Here is a 22,500-nt window from a genome sequence, read left to right as displayed (position 1 = left end):
TGGGAGGGCCGATTAGAGAACAATGGGATTTTAGGGTCTATGAAACTCGATAATACTGTTTCTGCCGTCGTAACGGGAGGCGCATCTGGTCTTGGCGCAGCTACGGCACGCAAGCTCGCCAGCAGAGGCGTCAAGGTAACGCTATTTGACTTGAACGAAGAAGCCGGTCAGGCAATTGCGGAGGAAATCTCCGGCCTGTTCATCAAGGTTGATGTCACCAGCGAAGAAAGCGTGACCGCAGGTCTGAAAGCCGCGGAACAGGCCCATGGCCCCACGCGTATTCTGGTCAACTGCGCTGGCATCGCCATCGGCATGAAGACAACCTCCCGCGGTGAGCATCACCCGCTGGAAAGCTTCCAGAAGGTCATCGACATCAATCTGGTCGGTTCCTTCCGCTGCCTCACCCACGCTGCCACTTCCATGGTTCAGCAGGAGCCAATCACTGACGATGGCGAGCGTGGCCTCATCATCTGCACGGCGTCCGTTGCCGCTTACGATGGTCAGGTCGGTCAGGCTGCCTACTCAGCCTCCAAGGGTGGCGTTGTCGGCATGACGCTTCCAATCGCACGTGATCTGGCAAAGTCTGGTGTGCGCATCATGACCATTGCACCGGGTATCTTTGAGACCCCGATGCTCGGGGGCATGCCGCAGGAAGTGCAGGACTCTCTGGCAGCTCAGGTGCCGTTCCCATCCCGTCTGGGAACGGGTGAAGACTACGCCAAACTCGTTGAGAGCATCTGCGAAAACACCATGCTGAACGGCGAAGTCATCCGTCTGGATGGCGCCATCCGCTTGGCACCGCGCTAAGCCAGCGCAGGGGAGATTAAGGAGGGCGGCCCGCTGCCCTCTTGTTTTTTCGCTCGGTCCGGTGGAGATGGCCATGGTCACGTATTCCGATCAAACCCCAAGGCAGTTTGCTGGCGTTCTGCCTGAAGCAACAGATGTGCTCATCATCGGCGGGGGCGTGATCGGCATCAGTACCGCCTATCATCTGGCCAAGAAGGGCGTGAAGGTGGTGGTCTGCGAAAAGGGCCGCGTGGCCGGGGAGCAATCCAGCCGCAACTGGGGTTGGATCCGTCAGCAGGGGCGCGACCATGCCGAATTGCCCATCACCATGGAATCCAACCGCATCTGGCAGCAGCTCGTCACCGAGACCAACGAAGACCTCGGTTTCACTCAGCAGGGCGTTTACTATCTGGCCGAAAGCGAAAAGGACCTGGCTTCCTACGAAGCATTCATGAAGCTCGCCAAGGAGCATGGTCTTGATACCCAGATCCTCACCGAGAAACAGGTTCTGGAGCAGATTCAGGGGCGTCCCGGCAGGTGGCGCGGCGGCATGGTAACGCCCAGCGATGCCCGTGCAGAGCCGTGGCAGGCCGTGCCTGCAATCGCCCGCATTGCCGAACGCCTCGGGGTTACCATCGTAGAAGACTGTGCCGTGCGCACGCTGGACTTTGAAGGCGGCCAGCTCACAGGAGCGGTCACTGAGCAGGGCCGCATCAAGGCAGGGCGTGTCCTTCTGGCGGGTGGCGCTTGGTCCGCCTTGTTTGCAGACAATATGGGCGTGAAGATGCCCCAACTTGCCGTGCGCGCCACTGTGGCCGCAACTGCTCCGGTAGAAAATGTGTTCAACGGCAACGCCGCAGACAGCAACTTCGCCTTCCGGCGGCGCGTGGATGGCGGCTACTCGTTGGCCCTGTCCGATCTGCATAACCACTTCATCGGGCCTAGCTCTTTCAAGCACCTGTTCAAGTGGTTGCCGTCCTACAAGGTGTCCTTCAAAGGTGTTTCTCTGGGGCTTAAAGGGCCCAAGGGGCATCCGGATTCATGGGGGCACAAACGGTCATGGACCGGGAACGACGTCACCCCCTTTGAGAATGTGCGGGTCATGAACCCGCAACCAGCACCTTCTGCAAAAGCCACCATGCTGGCCCGGTTGGCAGATCGCTTTCCGCAACTGGCAGGCACCCGGCTGGTGGAAATCTGGGCCGGGATGATTGATGCGATGCCCGACTTCATTCCGATCATGGATGAAGCGCCAGATCATAAGGGGCTGTTCATCGCCACCGGCTTTTCAGGGCACGGCTTTGGCATTGGCCCGGCGGCAGGGCGCATCATGAGCGATCTCATGGAAGGCAATCCGGCAGGTCATGACATGACCCGCTTCCGCTTCAACCGTTTCCATGATGGTTCAAAAATAGAACTGGGCCCTTTCCTCTAGAGGAGGAAAAGGCACGTCTTTAAAAGAAATTCCCTAATTACCAGTAGAAAATCAGTATCTGACCGTTTGTGTCGCTACGTAATTCATTACAATTGAAAATTGATTGGGTGATTCTACTGGGGGTTGAGGTTTTAAATGCTGGGTTTTTCAAGGATTATTGTTGTTGCGGGCATAGCGGCACTTGCCGGATGTGCTCCACAACTGAAACTGAATTTCGACAATGCAGAAACTGCGATGGGCTATGTCAACACCAAGGTGTATTCCCATGGGCAGGTGTTCATCTGGGACACGGAAGCGGAGTCTTTGACCCACGTTCTGGATATTCAAGCTGGTGACTTTGATACCAGCAACTCCGGAACAGTGGGCAGGCGCTATTCCAAGGCGGTCAATGGGGTGGATGCAGAAATCAGCGGGGTGCAACTCACGCCGGATCTGCAGGCAAAGCTGGAAACGCGGGCCGCAAGGGAAACGGTCATTGAGCTTAATGATGTGGAGACGGTCCGGTTTGTTGACCCTCGATATGTCATGAACAGCCCGGAAATGGCGGCTTGGCGCATTGAAGAAGCGCAAATCCGCGGTGCAAACTCCCAGCGTTATCGCTATGTGCTGCTGTCGGGCATCGTGAATGCAAAGAAAGCGACCTTCAGTGTTGCAGGAACAAAGGGCGAGAAAAACGGGGTCGAGGTCACCCTTGGGGATACCACCTTCAAGCTCAATGTCATTGGCGAGAGCGTGGATCTTTGGGAAAACAGCAACGCACCGGTGCTGTACAACGTGAACGTTTTCAGGTTCCGCAAGGATCCTGAGGGAGCGACCGGCTATCGTTTTGACTACGACACCAGCTTCCCCAAAGAGGATTACATCGTCGCACTCAAGCGCAGCTAGAACCGCGCCGACGGCGCCAAAATGCATGAACAAAAGGCTCGGCGGTCATCCTGCCGGGCCTTCTTTGTATCGGCTTGCCCCGTCGGGATGGTTCGAAAATTGAGATTGGACCGTTCCTTTAAAGAGATTAGTTCAATCGATCGATGGGGAATAAGCCGTACTGGCGGGTACACCTTTGCTTTGAAATGGTGTAGGGTTTCGAAAATTGCGGAAATAATCTTGAATTTCTAACAATGCTGCGCAAGCTGCTGGTTGGAAATCAACTCTAGAGGAAGCCAATGCCCAACTATCGCTCGCGTACCTCCACCCACGGCCGGAACATGGCCGGGGCTCGCGGCCTGTGGCGCGCCACCGGCATGAAGGATGACGACTTCGGCAAACCAATCATCGCGATTGTGAACTCCTTCACCCAGTTCGTGCCAGGTCACGTACACTTGAAGGATCTTGGCCAGCTCGTTGCCCGTGAAGTGGAGAAGGCGGGCGGTGTCGCCAAGGAGTTCAACACCATTGCGGTGGATGATGGCATCGCCATGGGGCACGATGGCATGCTCTACTCATTGCCGTCTCGCGAGCTAATTGCCGATGCGGCGGAATACATGATCAACGCGCACTGCGCGGATGCCATGGTCTGCATTTCCAACTGTGACAAGATCACGCCAGGCATGTTCATGGCCGCCATGCGCCTCAACATTCCTGCCGTCTTTGTTTCCGGCGGCCCCATGGAGGCCGGCAAGGTCACTCTGGCCAACGGCGAAGCCCGCAAGCTCGATCTGGTTGACGCCATGGTGGCCGCGGCCAGCGACTCCATGTCCGATGAGGACGTGAAGTCCATCGAAAGCGAAGCCTGCCCAACCTGTGGCTCTTGTTCTGGCATGTTCACGGCGAACTCCATGAACTGCTTGACCGAAGCGCTGGGCCTGTCTTTGCCGGGCAACGGCTCAACGCTGGCAACCCATGCCGACCGCAAGCGCCTTTTCATTGAAGCCGGTCACCTCATCGTGGATTTGACCAAGCGCTACTACGAGCAGGGCGACGAAAGTGTATTGCCGCGCAACATTGCCAGTTTCCGCGCCTTCGAAAATGCCATGACCATGGACATCGCCATGGGCGGGTCCACCAACACCATCTTGCACCTGCTCGCGGCCGCGCAGGAAGGCGAGATCGATTTCACCATGGATGATATCGACCGTCTGTCACGTTCCGTTCCCGTGCTCTGCAAGGTCGCGCCAAGCATTGAGAACGTCCATATGGAAGACATCCACCGCGCTGGTGGAATCATGGGTATTCTCGGCGAGCTGGACCGCGCAGGCCTTCTGCACACGGACGTTCCTACCGTCCACTCTGCCACCATGAAGGATGCGCTGGATCGTTGGGACATCATGCGCAACCCGTCGGACAGTGTGCGTGAGTTCTACACAGCAGCGCCGGGCGGCGTACGCACCACTCAGGCGTTCTCGCAGAATTCTCGCTATGCCGAAGGCGTTGATGACGACCGCGAAAACGGCGTTGTCCGCTCCAAGGAACATGCGTTCTCGCAGGACGGCGGTCTGGCCGTGCTTTATGGCAATCTGGCCATCGACGGCTGTATCGTGAAGACAGCAGGGGTGGATGAAAGCATCCTCAAGTTCACCGGTCCGGCGCGCATCTTTGAAAGTCAGGAAAAGGCTGTCAGCGACATTCTCACCGGCAAGGTCAAAGCGGGCGATGTTGTCATCATCCGCTACGAGGGGCCGCGCGGTGGGCCGGGCATGCAGGAAATGCTCTACCCAACCAGCTATCTGAAGTCCAAGGGTCTGGGGGCTTCCTGTGCGCTCATCACCGATGGTCGCTTCTCTGGTGGCACCTCCGGTCTGTCCATCGGACACGTCTCCCCAGAGGCGGCTGAAGGCGGCAACATCGGCCTCGTGGAAGAGGGGGATATGATCTACATCGATATCCCGAACCGCATCATTCGCATGGAGGTTTCCGACGAGGTGCTGGCCGAGCGCCGCGCAGCGATGGAAGCCAAGGGCGATGCCGCTTGGAAGCCGCTTGAAAAGCGCAAGCGCAAAGTCTCCACGGCGCTGAAGGCCTATGCCAAGATGACAACCAGCGCGGCTATGGGTGCCGTGCGCAAGGTGGATTGAGCATCCGCTTGAGACCTTGAAAAAGCAAAAAGCCGGGAACTCCCATCCCCGGCTTTTTTGTTGTGTCAGTACAGCTTCTCTTTTTGAAACCAAGAGAAGCTGAATGCGCGATCTGCAACCAGCGCCCCAATGGCAGCACCCATGAGGTACTCCGCCGGGCCGGTGAATTGCATCGCAAATAGCAGTCCAACAGTGATGAACGCGCCCGCTGCCATGCCACAAAGCGCGAGTGCTTCCTTGTTTTTCACGAGAGATGCCCCCCTCATTTCCCTTGGCACGTCCCAGCCTGAGCCCACAGGAGTTAATGAAAACTCACTAAAGATGGTTAACTGGGCCTCGGAACAATACTAGGGAAAATCAGTGGCGGATTTCCGCCACTGAGTGCATGTAGGCTACATCCGTGTTTTTCTGTAGATAATCGCCTGGTTGATCACGTTACGGATGATTGCATGGCCTGCATCCTGATCCAGAGACATGATTGATTCTGGATGGAACTGAACCGCGCTGATCGGCAGGCTCTCGTGTTCAATGGCCATCACCACTCCGTCTTCGGTCTCAGCGGTCACTTTCAGCTCAGCCGGCAGCGTGTCCCGTTTGGCAAACAGGGAGTGGTAGCGGCCCACCGTTACAGGTGACGCAAGGCCGGCAAACACCTTGGAGCCTTCGGTGAACGTGACCGCAGACGGTTTGCCGTGCATCGGCACATCAAGCTGCCCCAACGTGCCGCTGAAGCTTTCCGTGAGCGCCTGAAGACCGAGGCAAACGCCGAAGATTGGCAGCTCACGTGCGCGCGCCTTGGCAATGGTTGCCGCGCAGTCGAAGTCTTTTGGAGATCCGGGGCCGGGGGAGAGTACCACCAGATCCGGTTTCACCTCATCAAACACTTCTTCCGCAACCGGCGTGCGGTATGTCACCACTGTTGCGCCCGTCTGCCGGAAGTAGTTGGCCAGCGTATGGACGAAACTGTCCTCGTGGTCCACCAGAAGGATTTTCAAGCCTGCTCCCGGCTTTGCGGCTTCAGCCTTTGCTTCCGGCGCAAGCGCCAATCCGGCCTCGCGCACGGCAGCGCGCATGGCAGAAGCCTTCAGCTCTGTCTCGGCCTCTTCATCCTCCGGGATGCTGTCATAAAGCAGCGTTGCCCCGGCGCGGATCTGCGCCACGCCGTCCTTGATGCGCACGGTGCGCAGGGTCAGCCCGGTGTTCATGTCGCCGTTGAACAGCACAGCGCCAATGGCACCGCCATACCACGCCCGCGGGCTTTTCTCATGGTCCTCGATGAACTGCATGGCCCAGCGCTTCGGCGCGCCGGTCACAGTCACTGCCCAGGTGTGTGAGAGGAATGCATCCAGCGCGTCTTTATCAGGCAACAAGGTGCCCTCGATATGGTCCACGGTGTGGATCAGCCGGGAGTACATCTCGATCTGCCGACGGCCGATGACCCGCACGGACTCCGGCACGCAGATGCGGCTCTTGTCGTTACGGTCCACGTCGGAGCACATGGTCAGCTCGGCTTCGTCCTTGGCGGAGTTCAGCAGCTTTCGAATTTGCGCTTCGTCTTCAATGGCGTTTCGGCCCCGGCGAATGGTGCCGGAAATCGGGCAGGTTTCCACCCGGCGGCCACCCGTGACGCGCACATACATTTCGGGAGAGGCACCCACCAGATATTCGCTCTCCCCCAGATTGATGAAGAAGGAATAGGGGGATGGGTTGATCTGCTGCAGGCGGCGGGAAACCGCAGAAGGCGGGTTTTCACAGACCTCATAAAAGGTCTGGCCTGGCACCGTCTCAAACAAGTCACCCCGGCGGAAATACTCCACGGCCTTATGCACCAGCTGTGCATATTCGCCCGGTTCGTGATCCCCGCGTCCCGGTGTTTCACCTGCTGGAACATAGGGGGTTTCTTCCCCGGTCCGTGCAAGGCCTTCCGTGGACTGGCCGTCAACCTCAAACTCATATTCCAGCACATGGGCTTTGCGGCCATAGTGGTCCACGATCAGGATTTCGTCAGGCAGGAACAGCACCATGTCACGCTGGTCGCCCGGACGGTCCAGCTTCAGGTTGATCGGCTCGAACTGGAATGTCAGGTCATAGCCAAACGCCCCATAGAGCCCGAGCTGGTCATCGTCGCAGCCAAACAGCTCGATGAGCGTGCGCACAACCGAGAACGTGGAGGGCTGACGGGAGCGTTCCTCCTCCGTGAAGGCACGATCAGGGACCTTGATGGTCAGATCGATGCGGCTGCCTTCGGCTGTGAAGCTGGCAATGTCAGGGTGATCTTGCAATGCCCTTTGAACAACCGGCATCAAGACTTCACCGCGCTGGTTGAGCGCGCGGATCATCACCGCCCGGTCGTTGCTCTCCAGCAGAAGCGGCGGGTTCGCCAGCGCCATATCCCAGCGGGTGTAGCGGCCCGGATACTCATAGGAGGACGAAAGAACAGCACCGCGCTGCCGATCCAGCCGATCCATCCACTCAGACGTGCCTGCTTCGTAGTTCGCTGGGCGTGTCTTGCGGCGAATGGTGATGCCGCCTTTGGTCAGGTAAGTCTGTGCCGCCAAGTCTGGCATTTCTCAACTCCAACTGGTTGGCCGCGCCCTGCAAAACATGCGAAAAACAGGCGCCAGATACAACAAAACCGCCTGCGAAGGAGCGCGGCGGTTTCTGTTCAACTTGTCAACTCAGGACATGCGTTGTCAGGGGCCGCCGTTAAGCGCGCCACCAACCCTGCAGAATCTGATGCGACAAAATAATCATGGCAAACTGCTTACAACAGAGCACAGAAAGAGGCAACGCCCTAATCTGTCAGGCCCCCGCCTGCTGAACAGCTATGTTGGGCCTGCTTTGCTCGCAGGCCATCGCTACGGGGGCGTGGTCCTGCCATGGGGGCCACCTCACGCAAATGTGCGCCTGCCCCTTGTTGTGTGGTTTAAGTAGTTTCCGCTAGGTTAGGTCTGTCGGCTTTTGCCCATGCCAAGCGCCGCATCAGCATCTAACGAAGAAGCGAGATCCCAATGAGATCAAATGAAATGAACCGCCGCAGGTTTCTCGTAGCCGCAGGGGCTGCCGGGCTGGTGCTGACCCAAAGCCCCCTTGCGCTCACGCTTCCGGCACAGGCCAAGGGCCTTGCCCCAACGCCCACCATGCGCGGCGGGGCCAACAACTATCGCCCCAATGCGCCCCTTGTTGACCGTTTGGGCTCCGGGTTCTGGGTCACCGGCACCGTTCGCCGGGCAGGGGATGGCGCACCGCTTTCCGGCGTGCGCATTCAGATCTGGGCCGCAACCACAATCGGCGGAGAGCGAGAGCCGCGAAATCACGGCAGCGTGCTGACCGCCGCCGATGGCACCTTCCGGCTGGAGACAGAGCAGATTGTTCCAAACTTCGGTGAGCCGCACGCCCACCTTGCCTATGATGATGGCGCTTTCAAAACCGTGTTCTTGCGCCCGGTCATGCCAAGTGCCCGCGACACCTCGGTAAACGCTGATTTTGTGTTGGCTCCGGCCTGACGGGATTTTCGAAAGGAACATGGCCAAACAGCACAAGAACCTCGTCAGTTTTGGCATCTGGACAGGCATCGCGCTTCTGGTGGCGGTGCCGGTCGTTCTGGCCACCACAAGCCCCTATCTTGGCTACCGCAGCATGGCCTACATCATCGGCGGCTTCGCTGGCATAGTGGCGCTTGCCCTGTTCTTGCTGCAGCCCTTGCTTGCCCTTGGCGCGCTGCCGGGGGTGAACAAGGCGCACAGCCGTTTGTGGCACCGCTGGGTCGGTGCCAGCATTGTGGTGGCCGTGCTGCTTCATGTGGGCGGGCTCTATATCACCAGCCCGGCGGACACAGTGGATGCGCTGCTGCTGGTCTCTCCCACCGCTTTTTCCATCTATGGCGTCATCGCCATGTGGGGCGTTGTCATCACGGCAGTGCTTGTGGTTTGCCGCCGCCGGTTGCGGCTGCGCTTCTCCACTTGGCAGCTTGTTCACAATGGCCTTGCACTCGTGGTGGTCATCTCCACCGTCATCCATGCCGTGATGATCCAGGGCGCCATGGAGGAGGTCTCCAAATGGGTGCTGTGCGTGGCAGTGCTCGCCACAACCACAGGCGCTCTGGCCCTCCATTGGGTGGTGAAGCCCCTCTCAAGACGCCGAAGGTTAGACCGCAAGGCCCTCTCAGACTAACCGGCAACACCCGCGCCCTCCGCCCCACATCAGCACAGCACCAATCCAGCATCAAGTCGGTCTTGCAAGTAACTACCCGCAAGACAATAATTTTTCAGCCTAGTTATAGCCTTAGCTTCTCCAGTTCTTTCATGTTTGTCGATCCCTATCATCCCCCACTGGCGTCATGCCGGACAAGGAGAGCGCAGCGAGCCGCCGATCCGGTATCCAGAGCCACAAGGCACTGCGGGTGGGGCAGTCACCCGACTGGATCCCGCATCAAGTGCGGGAGGACCATGGTGGTCTGAGGCAATGCTGCCAGCCTTCAAGAGATCTTGTTTCATAGAGACAGCGAGCGCCTGAATTGCTGGCGCTTGGCCCTTTCAGCACCAGTGCGATCCTCAACCCCATCCTCCCCACCGGCGTCATGCCGGACAAGGGGAGCGGAGCGAACCGCCGATCCGGTATCCAGAGCCACAGAGCGCGGCGGGTGGGGCAGTCACCCGACTGGATCCCGCATCAAGTGCGGGAGGACCATGGTGGTCTGAGGCAATGCTGCCAGCCTTCAAGAGATCTTGTTTCATAGAGACAGCGAGCGCCTGAATTGCTGGCGCTTGGCCCTTTCAGCGCCAGTGCGATCCTCAACCCCATCCACCCCACCAGCGTCATGCCGGACAAGGAGAGCGCAGCGAGCCGCTGATCCGGTATCCAGAGCCACAGGGCACGGCGGGTGGTGCGCTTGCCCGGCTGGATCCCGCATCAAGTGCGGGATGACAGTTAGTAATCAAGCACGGGGTTGCTGGGTAATGAAAAACGCCCGAGCACCATCCCCTTGGATGTCATGCCGGACCAGCGCAGCGCCGGTCCGGCATCCAGAGCCACAAGCCATAAGCCATCAGCCACAAGGCAGGGGCTTGCACCGCTAGGAAGCCGTTTCAATCAGATGATCCAGGAAGCGCTCGCATTTCTGCATCTCGGAGATCTTGATGAACTCGTCCGGTTTGTGCGCCTGTTCGATGGAGCCCGGGCCAACCACCACGGTTGGAATGCCCAGCATTTGCTGGAACAGGCCACCTTCCGTGCCATAGGCCACCTTGGCATGATCGTTCCGCCCGGCAAGGCGCTTGGCCAGAATGGTCACCGGTTCCTCCGCTTCCGTATCCAGCCCCGGAATTTCGGAGGACGGGATGAACTCGATATTGGCCTCAGGATAGACCTCCCGCATCTCCGGCAGCAGTTCTTCCATGGCATAGCGCTTGATTTCCGCAACACAGGCAGAAAGGCTCTCACGCGGCAACACGCGGAACTCAAACATCAGCTCACACTGTTCCGGCACGATGTTCAGCGCCGTCCCGCCGCGAATGACGCCTGTGTGCGCCGTAGAAAACGGCAGATCAAACAAGTCATCCCGTGGGCCAGCGGCCAGCTCCTTTGCCATCTGCTCAATCTTGTTCACGAAGCGAGCGGCGTAGTGAACCGCGTTCACCCCGTGCGGCGCCAGCGAGGAGTGGCAGGATAGTCCTGTAAACACAACGCTATAGGATGCCTTGGATTTGTGCGCCAACACCACCTGCATGTCCGTTGGCTCACCCACAAAGCAGGCTTCAACGTCAAGACCCCTGGTCTTCAGGTCCTCCAGAAGACCGCGCACACCAATGCAGCCCACTTCCTCGTCATAGGAAAACGCCAGGTGCAGCGGCTTTTTCAAACGCGCTTCCACCATCTTTGGCACCTTGGCAAGACAGCAGGCCAGAAAGCCTTTCATGTCGCAGGAGCCACGGCCATAAAGCTTGCCGTCTTTCTCGGTCAAGGTGAACGGGTCCTGCGACCAGTCTTGCCCGGTAACAGGAACCACATCCGTATGTCCGGAGAGAATGTAGCCAGCCGCGTCGTCAGGGCCGATGGTCACAAACAGGTTCGCCTTTTCACCAGTGTGGTCATAGACCCGGTAAGGCTCCAGCCCAAATTCCTTGAGGTAGTCTTCAACCCAGTCAATGAGTGGCAGGTTTGAGTTGGCGCTCGCGGTATCAAAGCCAACCAGTTTGCTAAGGATTTCTGTACTGTTCATTCCACTCATTTCTCATTTTTCAAACCCGCGAGAGGTGTCCTCTCACGGGGAACTTGTTGCAGCAGGGGAAGGACCCGCCTTCTCAAATGGCATCGTTCCAGAGCCACGCAGCACCGCGCACGCCAGAGCTATCTCCATGCAAGGCTTTGCGGATTGGAACTTCATACCCATCAGAGAAGATGTAGGGACGCATCGCACTTGGCAAGTCCTCGTAGAGTTCTTCCAGGTTAGACATTCCTCCACCAAGCACGAAACAATCCGGGTCCAGCAGGTTGGCGACCATGGCCATGGCGCGGGCAAGCCGGCTGACATAGCGCTCATAGGTGCCGCGCGCCTGGGCGTCCCCGTTGCGCATCAGCGCCACGATTTCCTTCCCCTTCAGCTTCGTGCCAGTGGCGTTTTCATAGTCCCACTGAAAGCCGGTGCCGGAGCATAAAAGGTCAATCGGGCTGTGCTGCCCGGTCCAGTTTGTCGGGCCGGGGTGCTCTTCAGGCCGGAGCCACGGCACCGATGTGCTGCCCCATTCGCCTCCAATCCCGTTGGCACCGCGCAGCGGCTTGCCGTTGATGGCAATGCCGGAGCCGCAACCCGTGCCGATGATGATGGCGTGCACCACCGCAAAGCCTGCCCCGGCACCATCCGTTGCCTCGGAAACCGCAAGGCAGTTGGCATCGTTTTGAATGCGGATCGGGCGGCCCAACGCCTGTTCCAGATCCTTGTCCAATGGCTTGCCGTTCATCCAGGTTGAATTAGCATTTTTCACCAAACCTGAAGAAGGGGAGATTGAACCCGGAATACCAATGCCGACAGAGCCCCGTTGGCCGGTCGCTTCTTCAGCGGCTGAAACCAGACCGACAACCGCATCAATACAGCCATTGTAGTCATCGCGCGGCGTGTCCACGCGCTTGCGAAACATCTCTTCGCCCTGATCAGACAGTGCGATGATTTCGATCTTAGTGCCACCCCAATCAAGTCCAAGTCTCATGGCCTGAACATCCTCCCATTTGATTTGCTTGGCGTAGTCTATGAGAACTCCCTCATATTTCACCAGCCCGCGCAATCACATAGTTGGGTATTCACGCCCTGTAGGGGGGGGCTGTTTTCGCGCTGGTGCAGAAACTCCGCGTTTCATTCAAACCAACGCAAGATCAGCGCAAAGTTATCCCCCTTCAACGGCCAAGGCGCGGGCCTTAGCTTTTTTGCCGTGCCGTTCTGGCCTTGATCTCGGCTTTGTGGCGCCGCTTCAATGACGCGTTGAGGTCGGGCGCGGCGGCCACCAACATGCGGGTGTAGGGGTGCTTTGGGTGGCGGAACACCTGCTCGGTGCTTCCTTCTTCGACAATTCGGCCGCCATTCATCACGATCACCCGGTCGGTAATGGCCTGCACAACGGACAAATCGTGACTGATAAACAGATAGGCAACGCCCAGCCTGTCCCTTAAATCTGCAAGTAAATCAAGAATTTGAGCGCGAATGGAAACGTCCAGAGCGGATACCGGCTCATCAGCCACAATCAGCTGTGGTTCGGTCACCAGCGCCCGGGCAATGGCAATGCGTTGCCGCTGCCCGCCAGAAAACTCGTGGGGGTACTTGTGGGCATCCTGCGGCTTCAGGCCCACGGCTTCCAGCGCGGCAATCACCTTGCCGTTCTTGGCCGTCTCGGAAATCTCGTGACGCAACAGGTGCAGCGGCTCTGCTACCGTCTTGGCGATCGTGTGACGGGGGTCAAAGCTGCCATATGGATCCTGAAAAACCGCCTGAATTCCGCGCTTTAGCGCCTTTTCTTCCTTGTGAGACACCTCAAACGGGTTCTTGCCAAGAAAGCTGATATGCCCCTTGGTGGGCTCTTCCAAACCAAGCACTGTTCGGGCAAGGGTGGATTTTCCGCATCCGCTTTCGCCCACAAGCCCAACGGACTCATGGGGCAGGATGCGCAGGGACACCGTGTTCACGGCCGTATGGTACTGACGCTTTTCAAAGACAGAGCGTTTTGGCAGCGGATAGGTGCGCACCAACCCCTCAACCGCAAGCAGTGGCTTGGCATCCGGGTCCAATGGCCGCGTGCGCGCTTTGGGAATGTGGCTGGAGGCTTCAACCAACTGCTGTGAGTAGGGGTGGGACAGGGTTCGGAACAGCTGGCCGGTTGGCCCATGTTCAACGATTTCCCCGTCCTTCATGATGGCAACCCGGTCAGCCATATCTGCCACCACGGCAAGGTCATGGCTGATCAGCAGCAGGGACATCTGGTCCTTGCGAACAATTTCCTTAAGCAGAGCAAGGATTTGCGCCTGAATGGTCACGTCGAGCGCTGTTGTTGGCTCATCCGCAATCAAGAAGCGCGGCTTGCAGGCGATGGCCATGGCAATGACAACGCGCTGCCTTTGTCCCCCTGAGAGCTGGTGCGGATAACGGTCCAGCATGTGATTGTCGAAGGGCAGGCCCACACGCTCCAGCACCTTCTGAGTGCGCTCCAGTGCCCGTTGCCGGGTCATCTTGAAGTGCCACAACAAGCCTTCACTCACCTGATCGCCGATGGTCTTGGTGGGGTTCAGCGCCGTCATTGGCTCTTGAAACACCATGGAGATGGACCGACCCCGGACCTCGTTCATGGTGCGCTCGGAAGCGCCTACAATCTCATGCTTTTTATAGCGAATGGAGCCGTCTTGCGTCGCACCATCCGGCAGCAGCTGCATTGCCGCCAAGGCACTCATGGATTTGCCGGAGCCACTTTCGCCCACAAGCCCGAGTATCTCGCCCTTGGCAAGGGAGAAGCTCACGTTCTTCAGGATCGGTGTTCCGTTGATGGAAACACTCAGGTTTTTTGCGGAGAAAACGGCCATCAGCGGATCCTCCGTCTCAGGCGAGGATCAAGCAGATCGCGCAGCCCATCTCCCAGAAGGTTGAAGCCCAACACACTGACAACAATGGCTAATCCTGGATACAGCGCAAGCTGCGGTGCAAACGCCATCATTGTTTGCGCTTCATTCAGCATGCGTCCCCAGCTCGCCAGCGGCGGCTGCGGCCCAAGGCCAAGATAGGACAGGCCAGCCTCTGCCAATATGCCAAGTGAGAGTTGTATGGTCGCTTGTACGATCAAAAGATTGGCGATGTTCGGCAGCACGTGTTCAAGCGTAATGCGCAGGCCGCTTTTGCCAGAAAGGCGTGCCGCCAGCAGGAAATCCCGTCCAGAAAGCGACAGAGCACCCCCACGCGCAACACGTGCAAACACGGGAATGTTGAAAATGCCAATGGCGATTACTGCGTTCACAGCGCCCGGTCCGAGGAGCGCAGTGATAAGGATGGCCGAGAGAATTGCTGGAAATGCAAAAATCAGGTCGTTGGTGCGCATTACGGCTTCTTCCACAAGCCCGCGTTTTGTGGCGGCCAACAGCCCGAGTGGCACGCCAAAGAGCAGACCGATGCCTACAGCAATCAGCGCCACAATGATGGAGGTGCGCGCGCCGATCATAAGCATGGAAAGGATGTCGCGGCCGTACTGATCGGTCCCCAGCCAATGCTGACTGCTGGAAGCCTGAAGCCGGTTTGCCACGTTCAGGCTGTCAATGGCGTGAGGGGTCCAGAACAGGCTGATAAAGCCCGCAATCAAAATTAGTGAGGCAAGACAGAGGCCTATAAGGAAGGAGCGGCTCTTCCATGCCCGGCGGAAGGGGTGGATTGGGGCTTCGAACGTGTCCATACTCAGCGCCCCCGCCGCAGGCGTGGGTCGACTGCTGCATAAGCCAGATCCACGATGAAAGTGATAAGCACGACCAATGCCACCAATACCATGACACCGCTTTTGACAGTGATGAGGTCCCTCTGGGTGATGGCTTGAAAAATCAGGCGACCCAAGCCCGGCAGATAAAACACGTTTTCAATGATGACGGTACCGGCGACAAGGAATGAGAATTGAAGGCCGAGGATTGTCAGCACTGGAATAAGGGCATTGCGTACGCCGTGACGCCACAGGGTTACCCGTGCAGAAAGGCCCTTGGCGCGGGCGGTACGAATGTAGTCCTCGCTCATCACATCAATCAGGGCGGAGCGCATTACGCGGGCAAGGATCGCCGCTTGCGGCAAGGCAAGGGCAATTGCTGGCAGAATAAGCGCTTCCAAACCATTGAGAACACCTTGGTCCCAGCCGGGAAAACCACCTGAGGGCAACAACCGCAAGGTGATTGCAAACACATAAACAAGCAGGATCGCAAACCAGAAGTTCGGCAGAGCTATGCCCACCTGAGTGAGCCCCATGATCCCCGTATCCAGTGCCTTGCCTCGGAACCGAGCCGCCATAATACCAATGGGAAACGCAATTGCGGTGGACAGGATCAGGGCGATTGCGGCAAGCGGCAGGCTGACGGCTGCGCGCTCCGCTATCAGCTCGGAAACCGGGACGTTGTAGGTATAGCTTATGCCAAAATCGCCCTGCAGCATGCCAAGAACCCAGTCCACATACCGGGTCAGGACGGGGGCGTTCAGGCCCAACTGTTCCCTCAAGGCCGCCAACGTATCTTCTTGCGCACTGATTCCGAGCATCACCTGAGCTGGATCTCCGGGCAGCACCTCAAGCACGACAAACACCACAATGCTTGCCGCAAAGAGTGTCAGTGATAAGCCGAGAAGGCGCAGCACTCCGTAAGAAAACATGGCAAACCAACGGCTTGAGGAACAAAGGTCCGGGCGAATGAGCAGGGCGGGCAAACCCGCCCATCTCGTGTCGGGACTAACCTATCCGGCGGGCACATGCAATTTTTAATGCGAGCCTTTCCGGGTAATATCAGCCATGCGGATGAAGACAGGCTTCACCCGCATCCTGCTGTTTGATCTAGTTTTTCCAAGAAACGCCGGTGATGTCGTTTGCCTGAATCGGCGAGTTCACCCACAGGCCCTGAAGATTGGCATCCCAAACACCGGCCTTGCCCAATTGGAACAGGAAAACATTCACAGCATCGGCTGCGATCATTTCTTGCGCCTGCTTCATCAAGGCATAGCGTTTTTCCTCGTCGGTTTCCCGATTGAGCTGGGTGATGATGTCGTCGAACGCCGGGTTCTTGTAGTTGAAGTAGTAGTCATCGCGGGCATAAATGCCTATATCCATCGGCTCCGTGTGAGACACGATGGTGAAGTCGTAATTCTTTTCGCGGAACACCTCAGAAAGCCACTGAGCCCACTCCAGCGGAACAATTTCCAGATTGATGCCAACTTTTTGCAGGTCAGAGCGGATCAGCTCGCCGCCGCGCCGCGCATACTGAGGCGGTGGCAGCTTCAAGGTCGCGGTAAAGCCCTCCGCGTAGCCGGCTTCTTTCAGCAGTTCCTTGGCCTTTTCAGGGTCAAAGGTGTAGGTACCCGTCAGATCTTCATAGGCCGGATGGTGCGGCGCAAAGTGGGAGCCAATGGGCGTGCCACGACCAAACATGGCACCATCAATGAGCGCTTGCTTGTTGACCGCGTGCGAAATGGCCTGACGCACCAGCTTGTTGGAGAGCGGGCCGCTCTCATTGTTCATAGCAAGGATGGTCTCGCCTTCTGTCGAGCCCACAGCCACTTTAAAACGCGGATCCGCTTCAAACTGGATCAGTGTTTCAGGTGCTGGAAAGTTCGGAAATGCATCAACGTCGCCTGACATCATGGCCGCAAAAGCGGCATTTGGATCAGCAATAACCTTGAAGGATGCTTCTTCCAAGGCAACGGGCGTGCCCCAATAGCCTTCATAGCGATCCAGCGAAATTTCTTGCCCCTTGATCCAACGGTCAAACTTGAAAGGGCCGGTTCCTATCGGATTGGTCTTGTTTCCCGCTGCACTTTCTTTGGAAACGATCACCGCATCGCCCCAGCCAAGGTTAAACAGGAAGCTGCCAACAGGTTCTGACAGGGTGACTTGAACCGTATCTTCATCCGCTACATTGACGGCTGATATGGCTGCAAACAGAGGCTTTTGTGCGTTGGTGCTGTCTTCGGCCCGGGCGCGGTCCAGTGAGAACTTCACATCCTCGGCAGAAAATGGCGTTCCATCGTGGAACGTGACGCCGTCTTGAAGTTCGAATGTGTAGGTGAGGCCATCCTCGGAAATCTCCCAGGACTTTGCAAGAGCAGGCAAAACCTCACCGTTCGGGCCAATGCGGGTCAATCCCTCGAACACGTTGGCATAAGTCACTTCATCAATGGCTGCGGCCGCCCCCGCAGTCGGGTCGAGATGCGGCGGTTCCAGCACAATGCCCAGAGAAAGAGCAGATTTTGCGTGCGCCACGGATAACGCCAGTGGTGAAGCACTTACCACCAAGGCCACGCCAACTGCGAGTGAACGCAGGGCCTTCAGTGTCCCTTGAACTTTCATAGTATCCCCCTCCAAAACGGGCGGTGTCAAAGCCTTAAAGTGCGCCTGTTCCACCAAACAGTAGTGCGTGGGTTGCATGCGCCATGACTTTGGCACTGTCCACCATGTCATCAATCACGACAAACTCATCGGGCCTGTGAGCCATTTCAAGAAGCCCCGGACCGTAGGCAATGCAGTCGTGCAAGTGACCCAGACGCGCAATGTGTTTTTGGTCATAGGTGCCGGGTGAAATCACCATCTCGGCGGGCCTTTCCAGAACCGCTTCAATGCCTTCTGCCACAGCTTTCACGACCGGCGCGTCTTTTTCGGTCATGGTCGGGATGACTTCAAGTAGGTCTTTGATCGTGTATCGGAAGTTATCCCGTTCTTTGCTGAGTTCATCCAACAAGGCGATGACTTCGGTTTTAACGTCATCAAGATTTTCTTCAATGAGATAGCGGCGGTCCAGCACGATCCGGCAACTGTCCGGCACACAAGGGGAAGGCAGCCCGTCAAAGCCCTCAGGCTGACCTCCATGGATGGAATTGATGTTGAGTGTAGACTTGCGAGCACCTTCCGGAACCACAGGCATTTCCGTGTGTTTTGCCGCCAGCTTGGGATAAAGGCGCTTCTCCAGAGCCTCCAGAAACGCTCCCATATGGCGTACGGCGCAGTCCCCCAGAAACGGCATGGATCCATGCGCAATGGCGCCATGGGTCTCAACTTCGCCCCACCAAACACCCCGATGCCCGAGACAAATGCGGTCTTTGTGCAGCGGTTCGGGGATGATGACGTGGTCCACGCGTGGTTTAGAGAAATAGCCCTTTTGCGCCAGATAAGCGACGCCGCCCAGACCACCTGATTCTTCATCCACCGTGCCAGAAATCTCAATGGCTCCGGGAAAATGCGGGAAGCATTCAAGAAATGCTTCAACTGCGATGAGGGAGGCTGCAAGCCCGCCTTTCATGTCGCAGGCCCCGCGACCATAAACCCGGCCATCGCGCACAACTCCGGCGAAAGGATCCACCGTCCAACCCTCACCAGCTTGCACCACATCAATGTGTGAGTTGAAATGGACCGTTGCGCCTGGGCGAGCGCCCTCGCGGCGGGTGACAACATTGATGCGCGGGTGTTTGGCGCTGTCGCCGGGCGTCCCTTCGCCTCGTATGTATTCCACTGTAAATCCGCGGGAAAACAGGCGCTCACCAATGTATTTTGCACAAGGTGCGTAGGCTTCTCCAGGCGGGTTCACGGTTGGTATCCTGATCAAGTCTTGGGTCAGGCAAACAAGCTCCTCGCGTTTACTCTCAATTCGTTTGCCAAGGTCCCCGAGCATTGAACAGCATCTCCGTAAAATAACGGAGGTATCTTGCCGTAGAGATGCTAAGATGGGAAGCCTTTTGGTGACAGTGATATTCTTGCCCTAGAAAAAGCGAACTATTGCAGCTAGTTAAGTTTATTGTCGTTGTTGATGGCGCGGATAGATTGAAACCGGCGCTGCTTGCCGTATAGGTTGAATTTGGACTTGGAACAGATGCCGAAAATAATTCCTGCGATTTTGTCGGGCGGATTCGGGTCACGTTTGTGGCCCTTGTCACGGCGCGAAAGACCAAAGCAGTTTCTGCCCTTGTTCGATGGCGAGAGCCTCTTCCAAAAAACCTGCAAGCGGACCATGGGCGATGGCTTTGCTGCCCCATTGGTGATCTCCAATCAAGATCACCGGTTCCTTATTGGCGAACAGCTGCAGGAACTGGGGGTAGAGGCCCAGAGCATCGTTTTGGAGCCGTGCGGGCGCAACACTGCAGCCCCTGCGGCGCTTGCAGCCATGATGGCGCTTGAGACAGATGAAGAAACGCTCGTGCTGCTGCTGCCCTCTGACCATCTCATCGGCGACGAGGACGCCTTCAAAGCAGCCGTGGAACTGGGTGTGCCAGCCGCCTCGGATGGGGCCATCGTCACATTCGGCATCAAGCCGGAAATGGCGCACACAGGCTATGGCTACATAAAGTTCATCCCGTCCGACGCTGATGCGTTGATGGTGGACCGGTTCGTTGAAAAACCGACGCAAGAGGTCGCCGAACGTTTCGTCTCGGAGGGAACCTATCTCTGGAATGCCGGGATTTTCTTGTTCAGTGCCAAGGCCATGAAAGAGAGCTTCCTGACATATGCTCCTGATGTGTGGAACGCGGTCAGCGAAGCATACATTGGCGCCCGCGCTGATCTGGATTTCCTGCGTCTGGATGCGCACGCCTTTGAAAAAGTGCCGAGCATCTCCATCGACTACGCCATTATGGAGAAGCAACCCGGTATTCGCTGCGTTCCCATGGATCCTCAGTGGAACGATCTGGGGTCCTGGCGGGCCATTTGGGAGACCATGCCCAAGGACGATGACGGCAATACCTCGCTGAGCGAAGCCATCTTTGAAGACAGCAAGGATTGCCTCGTCTACTCTGATGATGCGCTGGTAAGTGTACTGGGCCTCAACGACGTGCTGGTGGTGAACACCAAGGATGCGCTGCTGGTGGCCTCCAAAGAACACGCAGAGCAGGTGAAAAACATCGTGGCCCGTCTGGAGGCGGAAAAGCGGCCGGAGACGGTGCAGCACCGCCGGGTATATCGCCCGTGGGGATGGACCGAGGAGATCTCACGCGGAGACCGCTTCCGTGTTCAATCCATGATGATCAAACCGGGGCAGGGACTCACCTTGCAGCGGCACATCCACCGCGCCGAACATTGGGTCGTCATGGGGGGAACCTTGGAAGTCTCTGTGAATGGCTCAACGAAATATGTGAGTGAAAACGAATCCGTGTTCGTGCCCCTTGGCGCGCCTCACAAACTCCATAATCCGGGGATGATTGATGTGCGCATGATCGAGGTGCAATCTGGCGCTCTGATTCATGACGATGACATCCTGCGAGAACCGACAACAACCAATGAATAGGGCCTGCGACTTGTTTAGCCGGTTGGCAAAACGTCATAAGAGGCTGTTAAATAACACCCAACCTATTCGCATTAGGAGCTTTTATGTTTGATAAACCTGTTGCTCAGTTGACCCCGAACACTCTGGAATACGAGACGACACCTCTGGTCAAGCCAACGGGGTTCCGCGAGTACGACGCACGTTGGTTGTTTGAAAAAGAAATCAATCTCATGGGCATTCAGGCGCTGGGCATGGGGCTCGGCACTCTGGTGCATGAGCTCGGTGTACGCCCCGAGATCGTGACAGGTCACGACTTCCGAGGGTATTCCGCGTCTATCAAGATGGCCCTCATCAACGGTTTGCTGGCATCCGGCATGAAGGTTCACGACATTGGCCTTGCCATGTCGCCCATGTCCTACTTTGCCCAGTTCGAGCTGGATGTGCCTTGCGTTGCAATGGTCACCGCCTCGCACAATGACAACGGTTGGACAGGGGTGAAGATGGGTGCAAACCGCCCATTGACATTCGGTCCCGATGAGATGGGACGTTTGCGCGACATCGTTCTTGCTGGCGATTTCAAGCTTCCGGGCGGGGGCTCCTATGAGTTCCATGCCGGCTTTGCAGAGCGCTACTTCAACGACCTGACAAAACGCGAGAAACTGAAGCGCCCGATCAAGGCTGTGGTTGCCTGTGGTAACGGAACGGCCGGTGCGTTTGCACCGCGCATTCTGGAAGCGCTGGGTGTTGATGTGATACCGCTCGACTGTGAGCTGGACCACACGTTCCCGAACTACAATCCGAACCCTGAAGACATGAAGATGCTTCATGCAATCCGCGACAAGGTGCTTGAAACCGGCGCGGAAGTGGGGCTCGGCTTTGACGGTGATGGCGATCGCTGCGGGATCGTGGACAACGAAGGTGAAGAAATCTTTGCAGACAAGGTCGGCGTCATGCTGGCTCGCGATCTGTCCGCCATCTATGACAACGCCCAGTTCGTGGTGGATGTTAAATCCACGGGCCTGTTCAACACTGATCCTGTCCTCAAGGAGAACGGGGCAAAGACCGACTACTTCAAGACCGGCCACTCCTACATCAAGCGCCGCGTGACCGACCTTCAGGCCCTTGCGGGCTTCGAAAAGTCTGGCCACTACTTCTTCAACGCGCCAATTGGCCGTGGCTATGATGATGGCCTTGTCTCCGCCATTGCGGTTCTCGACATGATGGACCGCAATCCAGACAAGACCGTTGCCGACATGCGCCGCGCTCTTCCCAAGACCTGGGGCTCTCCAACCATGGCGCCCAAGTGCTCCGATGAAGAGAAGTACGATGTCGTCGACAAGGTGGTAAAGCGTTTCAAGGACATGCACGCCAATGGGGAGAAGGTCGCCGGTCAAGCCATCACAGACCTCATCACAGTAAACGGCGTTCGCGTTGTCTCCGAGGACGGCACCTGGGGCCTCGTTCGCGCTTCCTCCAACAAACCAGAGCTGGTCGTGGTGGTGGAAAGCCCGGTCTCCGAGGAGCGTCTGCACGAGATGTTCAAGGCGGTTGACGCGGTCCTTCGTGAAAACCCAGAGGTCGGTGAGTACAATCAGACTCTCTAACTTCTGACCCGTTTCGTAGCGAACGGCTCAAGTTTCATGCGTCACCCTTCAGAACGAGGGGTGGCGCTTTTTTTGTTTTGGCGCAACCTTGGGACTGTGAGGGAAAGCAAGCCAACAAATGTAAAATCCGGGTCAGAAAGACGGTCGCGCCACTTTGCTGTGCAAGTGGCAACCACGCTGTGCGTCAGTGTGTTTATGGCTTGCAGTGTGC

Annotated in this window: 17 protein-coding genes; 8 read left to right on the top strand and 9 right to left on the bottom strand. The window is 57.4% G+C overall.

Going from position 1 to position 22,500, the window contains the following annotated elements; all coding sequences use genetic code 11:
- Positions 1-39 precede the first annotated feature (39 nt).
- The 4 genes from PUV47_RS04175 (at position 40) to ilvD (ending at position 5,232) form a co-directional block, all read left to right on the top strand.
- Positions 40-807, top strand: a complete 768-nt coding sequence (locus PUV47_RS04175) for a 3-hydroxyacyl-CoA dehydrogenase (protein WP_274217205.1) — start codon at positions 40-42, stop codon at positions 805-807.
- Positions 808-880: 73 nt separating this feature from the next.
- Positions 881-2,221 (top strand): NAD(P)/FAD-dependent oxidoreductase, encoded by a 1,341-nt coding sequence (locus tag PUV47_RS04170; RefSeq protein ID WP_274217204.1) that lies wholly within the window; start codon positions 881-883, stop codon positions 2,219-2,221.
- A 135-nt stretch (positions 2,222-2,356) separates the two neighbouring features.
- Positions 2,357-3,106, top strand: coding sequence for a hypothetical protein (locus tag PUV47_RS04165; protein WP_274217203.1), 750 nt, complete (start codon positions 2,357-2,359; stop codon positions 3,104-3,106).
- Positions 3,107-3,384: 278 nt separating this feature from the next.
- Entirely contained in the window at positions 3,385-5,232 is a 1,848-nt protein-coding gene (gene ilvD / locus PUV47_RS04160) for a dihydroxy-acid dehydratase (protein ID WP_274217202.1), read from the top strand.
- Between the two features lie 65 nt (positions 5,233-5,297).
- On the opposite strand, the gene PUV47_RS04155 is transcribed toward ilvD, so the two are convergent.
- The gene (locus tag PUV47_RS04155) at positions 5,298-5,480 is read right to left on the bottom strand and encodes a hypothetical protein (RefSeq protein WP_274217201.1); all 183 of its coding nucleotides are present in this window, start codon (positions 5,478-5,480) and stop codon (positions 5,298-5,300) included.
- 144 nt (positions 5,481-5,624) lie between these two features.
- On the bottom strand, positions 5,625-7,799 hold the full coding sequence (locus tag PUV47_RS04150; RefSeq protein WP_274217200.1) for an anthranilate synthase: 2,175 nt from the start codon (positions 7,797-7,799) through the stop codon (positions 5,625-5,627).
- 444 nt (positions 7,800-8,243) lie between these two features.
- On the opposite strand from PUV47_RS04150, the gene PUV47_RS04145 reads away from it, so the two are divergent.
- Together PUV47_RS04145 and PUV47_RS04140 are read left to right on the top strand one after the other, a co-directional pair.
- On the top strand, positions 8,244-8,738 hold the full coding sequence (locus tag PUV47_RS04145) for a twin-arginine translocation pathway signal (protein WP_274217199.1): 495 nt from the start codon (positions 8,244-8,246) through the stop codon (positions 8,736-8,738).
- Positions 8,739-8,757: 19 nt separating this feature from the next.
- Entirely contained in the window at positions 8,758-9,405 is a 648-nt protein-coding gene (locus PUV47_RS04140; protein ID WP_274217198.1) for a ferric reductase-like transmembrane domain-containing protein, read from the top strand.
- A gap of 901 nt (positions 9,406-10,306) precedes the next feature.
- Here PUV47_RS04140 and argE read toward each other — a convergent pair.
- The 7 genes from argE to PUV47_RS04105 form a co-directional block, all read right to left on the bottom strand.
- Positions 10,307-11,452, bottom strand: coding sequence for an acetylornithine deacetylase (argE, locus tag PUV47_RS04135; protein ID WP_337994493.1), 1,146 nt, complete (start codon positions 11,450-11,452; stop codon positions 10,307-10,309).
- A gap of 82 nt (positions 11,453-11,534) precedes the next feature.
- Positions 11,535-12,437: an ROK family protein gene (locus tag PUV47_RS04130; protein ID WP_274217196.1), complete on the bottom strand. Its 903-nt coding sequence runs from the start codon at positions 12,435-12,437 to the stop codon at positions 11,535-11,537.
- A gap of 205 nt (positions 12,438-12,642) precedes the next feature.
- Positions 12,643-14,292 carry an ABC transporter ATP-binding protein gene (locus tag PUV47_RS04125; protein WP_274217195.1) on the bottom strand — a complete coding sequence of 550 codons (1,650 nt, stop codon included), beginning with the start codon at positions 14,290-14,292 and terminating at the stop codon, positions 12,643-12,645.
- Complete coding sequence (locus PUV47_RS04120) at positions 14,292-15,149, bottom strand: ABC transporter permease (protein ID WP_274217194.1); 858 nt, start codon at positions 15,147-15,149, stop codon at positions 14,292-14,294. Before PUV47_RS04120 ends, PUV47_RS04125 begins: the two co-directional genes overlap by 1 nt.
- A gap of 2 nt (positions 15,150-15,151) precedes the next feature.
- Positions 15,152-16,099, bottom strand: coding sequence for an ABC transporter permease (locus PUV47_RS04115; protein ID WP_274217193.1), 948 nt, complete (start codon positions 16,097-16,099; stop codon positions 15,152-15,154).
- Between the two features lie 178 nt (positions 16,100-16,277).
- Positions 16,278-17,786 (bottom strand): ABC transporter substrate-binding protein, encoded by a 1,509-nt coding sequence (locus tag PUV47_RS04110; protein WP_274217192.1) that lies wholly within the window; start codon positions 17,784-17,786, stop codon positions 16,278-16,280.
- 34 nt (positions 17,787-17,820) lie between these two features.
- Positions 17,821-19,101, bottom strand: a complete 1,281-nt coding sequence (locus PUV47_RS04105; RefSeq protein WP_274217191.1) for an acetylornithine deacetylase/succinyl-diaminopimelate desuccinylase family protein — start codon at positions 19,099-19,101, stop codon at positions 17,821-17,823.
- A gap of 198 nt (positions 19,102-19,299) precedes the next feature.
- Between PUV47_RS04105 and PUV47_RS04100 the strand changes: the two genes are divergently transcribed.
- Positions 19,300-20,706, top strand: a complete 1,407-nt coding sequence (locus tag PUV47_RS04100; RefSeq protein WP_274217190.1) for a mannose-1-phosphate guanylyltransferase/mannose-6-phosphate isomerase — start codon at positions 19,300-19,302, stop codon at positions 20,704-20,706.
- A gap of 83 nt (positions 20,707-20,789) precedes the next feature.
- Positions 20,790-22,289, top strand: coding sequence for a phosphomannomutase/phosphoglucomutase (locus PUV47_RS04095; protein WP_274217189.1), 1,500 nt, complete (start codon positions 20,790-20,792; stop codon positions 22,287-22,289).
- Positions 22,290-22,500: the final 211 nt, after the last annotated feature.

The organism is Pseudovibrio exalbescens (genome assembly GCF_028737195.1).
GTDB classification, from domain to species: domain Bacteria; phylum Pseudomonadota; class Alphaproteobacteria; order Rhizobiales; family Stappiaceae; genus Pseudovibrio; species Pseudovibrio zosterae.
This window is presented reverse-complemented; position numbering and strand designations above follow the sequence as displayed.

Bases quoted from the DNA above. Each gene is read 5' to 3' on its own strand.
- PUV47_RS04175 (WP_274217205.1), top strand. From the start codon at position 40: ATGAAACTCGATAATACTGTTTCTGCCGTCGTAACGGGAGGCGCATCT.
- PUV47_RS04170 (WP_274217204.1), top strand. From the start codon at position 881: ATGGTCACGTATTCCGATCAAACCCCAAGGCAGTTTGCTGGCGTTCTG.
- PUV47_RS04165 (WP_274217203.1), top strand. From the start codon at position 2,357: ATGCTGGGTTTTTCAAGGATTATTGTTGTTGCGGGCATAGCGGCACTT.
- ilvD (WP_274217202.1), top strand. From the start codon at position 3,385: ATGCCCAACTATCGCTCGCGTACCTCCACCCACGGCCGGAACATGGCC.
- PUV47_RS04150 (WP_274217200.1), bottom strand. From the start codon at position 7,799: ATGCCAGACTTGGCGGCACAGACTTACCTGACCAAAGGCGGCATCACC.
- PUV47_RS04145 (WP_274217199.1), top strand. From the start codon at position 8,244: ATGAGATCAAATGAAATGAACCGCCGCAGGTTTCTCGTAGCCGCAGGG.
- PUV47_RS04140 (WP_274217198.1), top strand. From the start codon at position 8,758: ATGGCCAAACAGCACAAGAACCTCGTCAGTTTTGGCATCTGGACAGGC.
- argE (WP_337994493.1), bottom strand. From the start codon at position 11,452: ATGAACAGTACAGAAATCCTTAGCAAACTGGTTGGCTTTGATACCGCG.
- PUV47_RS04130 (WP_274217196.1), bottom strand. From the start codon at position 12,437: ATGAGACTTGGACTTGATTGGGGTGGCACTAAGATCGAAATCATCGCA.
- PUV47_RS04125 (WP_274217195.1), bottom strand. From the start codon at position 14,292: ATGGCCGTTTTCTCCGCAAAAAACCTGAGTGTTTCCATCAACGGAACA.
- PUV47_RS04120 (WP_274217194.1), bottom strand. From the start codon at position 15,149: ATGGACACGTTCGAAGCCCCAATCCACCCCTTCCGCCGGGCATGGAAG.
- PUV47_RS04115 (WP_274217193.1), bottom strand. From the start codon at position 16,099: ATGTTTTCTTACGGAGTGCTGCGCCTTCTCGGCTTATCACTGACACTC.
- PUV47_RS04110 (WP_274217192.1), bottom strand. From the start codon at position 17,786: ATGAAAGTTCAAGGGACACTGAAGGCCCTGCGTTCACTCGCAGTTGGC.
- PUV47_RS04105 (WP_274217191.1), bottom strand. From the start codon at position 19,101: ATGCTCGGGGACCTTGGCAAACGAATTGAGAGTAAACGCGAGGAGCTT.
- PUV47_RS04100 (WP_274217190.1), top strand. From the start codon at position 19,300: ATGCCGAAAATAATTCCTGCGATTTTGTCGGGCGGATTCGGGTCACGT.
- PUV47_RS04095 (WP_274217189.1), top strand. From the start codon at position 20,790: ATGTTTGATAAACCTGTTGCTCAGTTGACCCCGAACACTCTGGAATAC.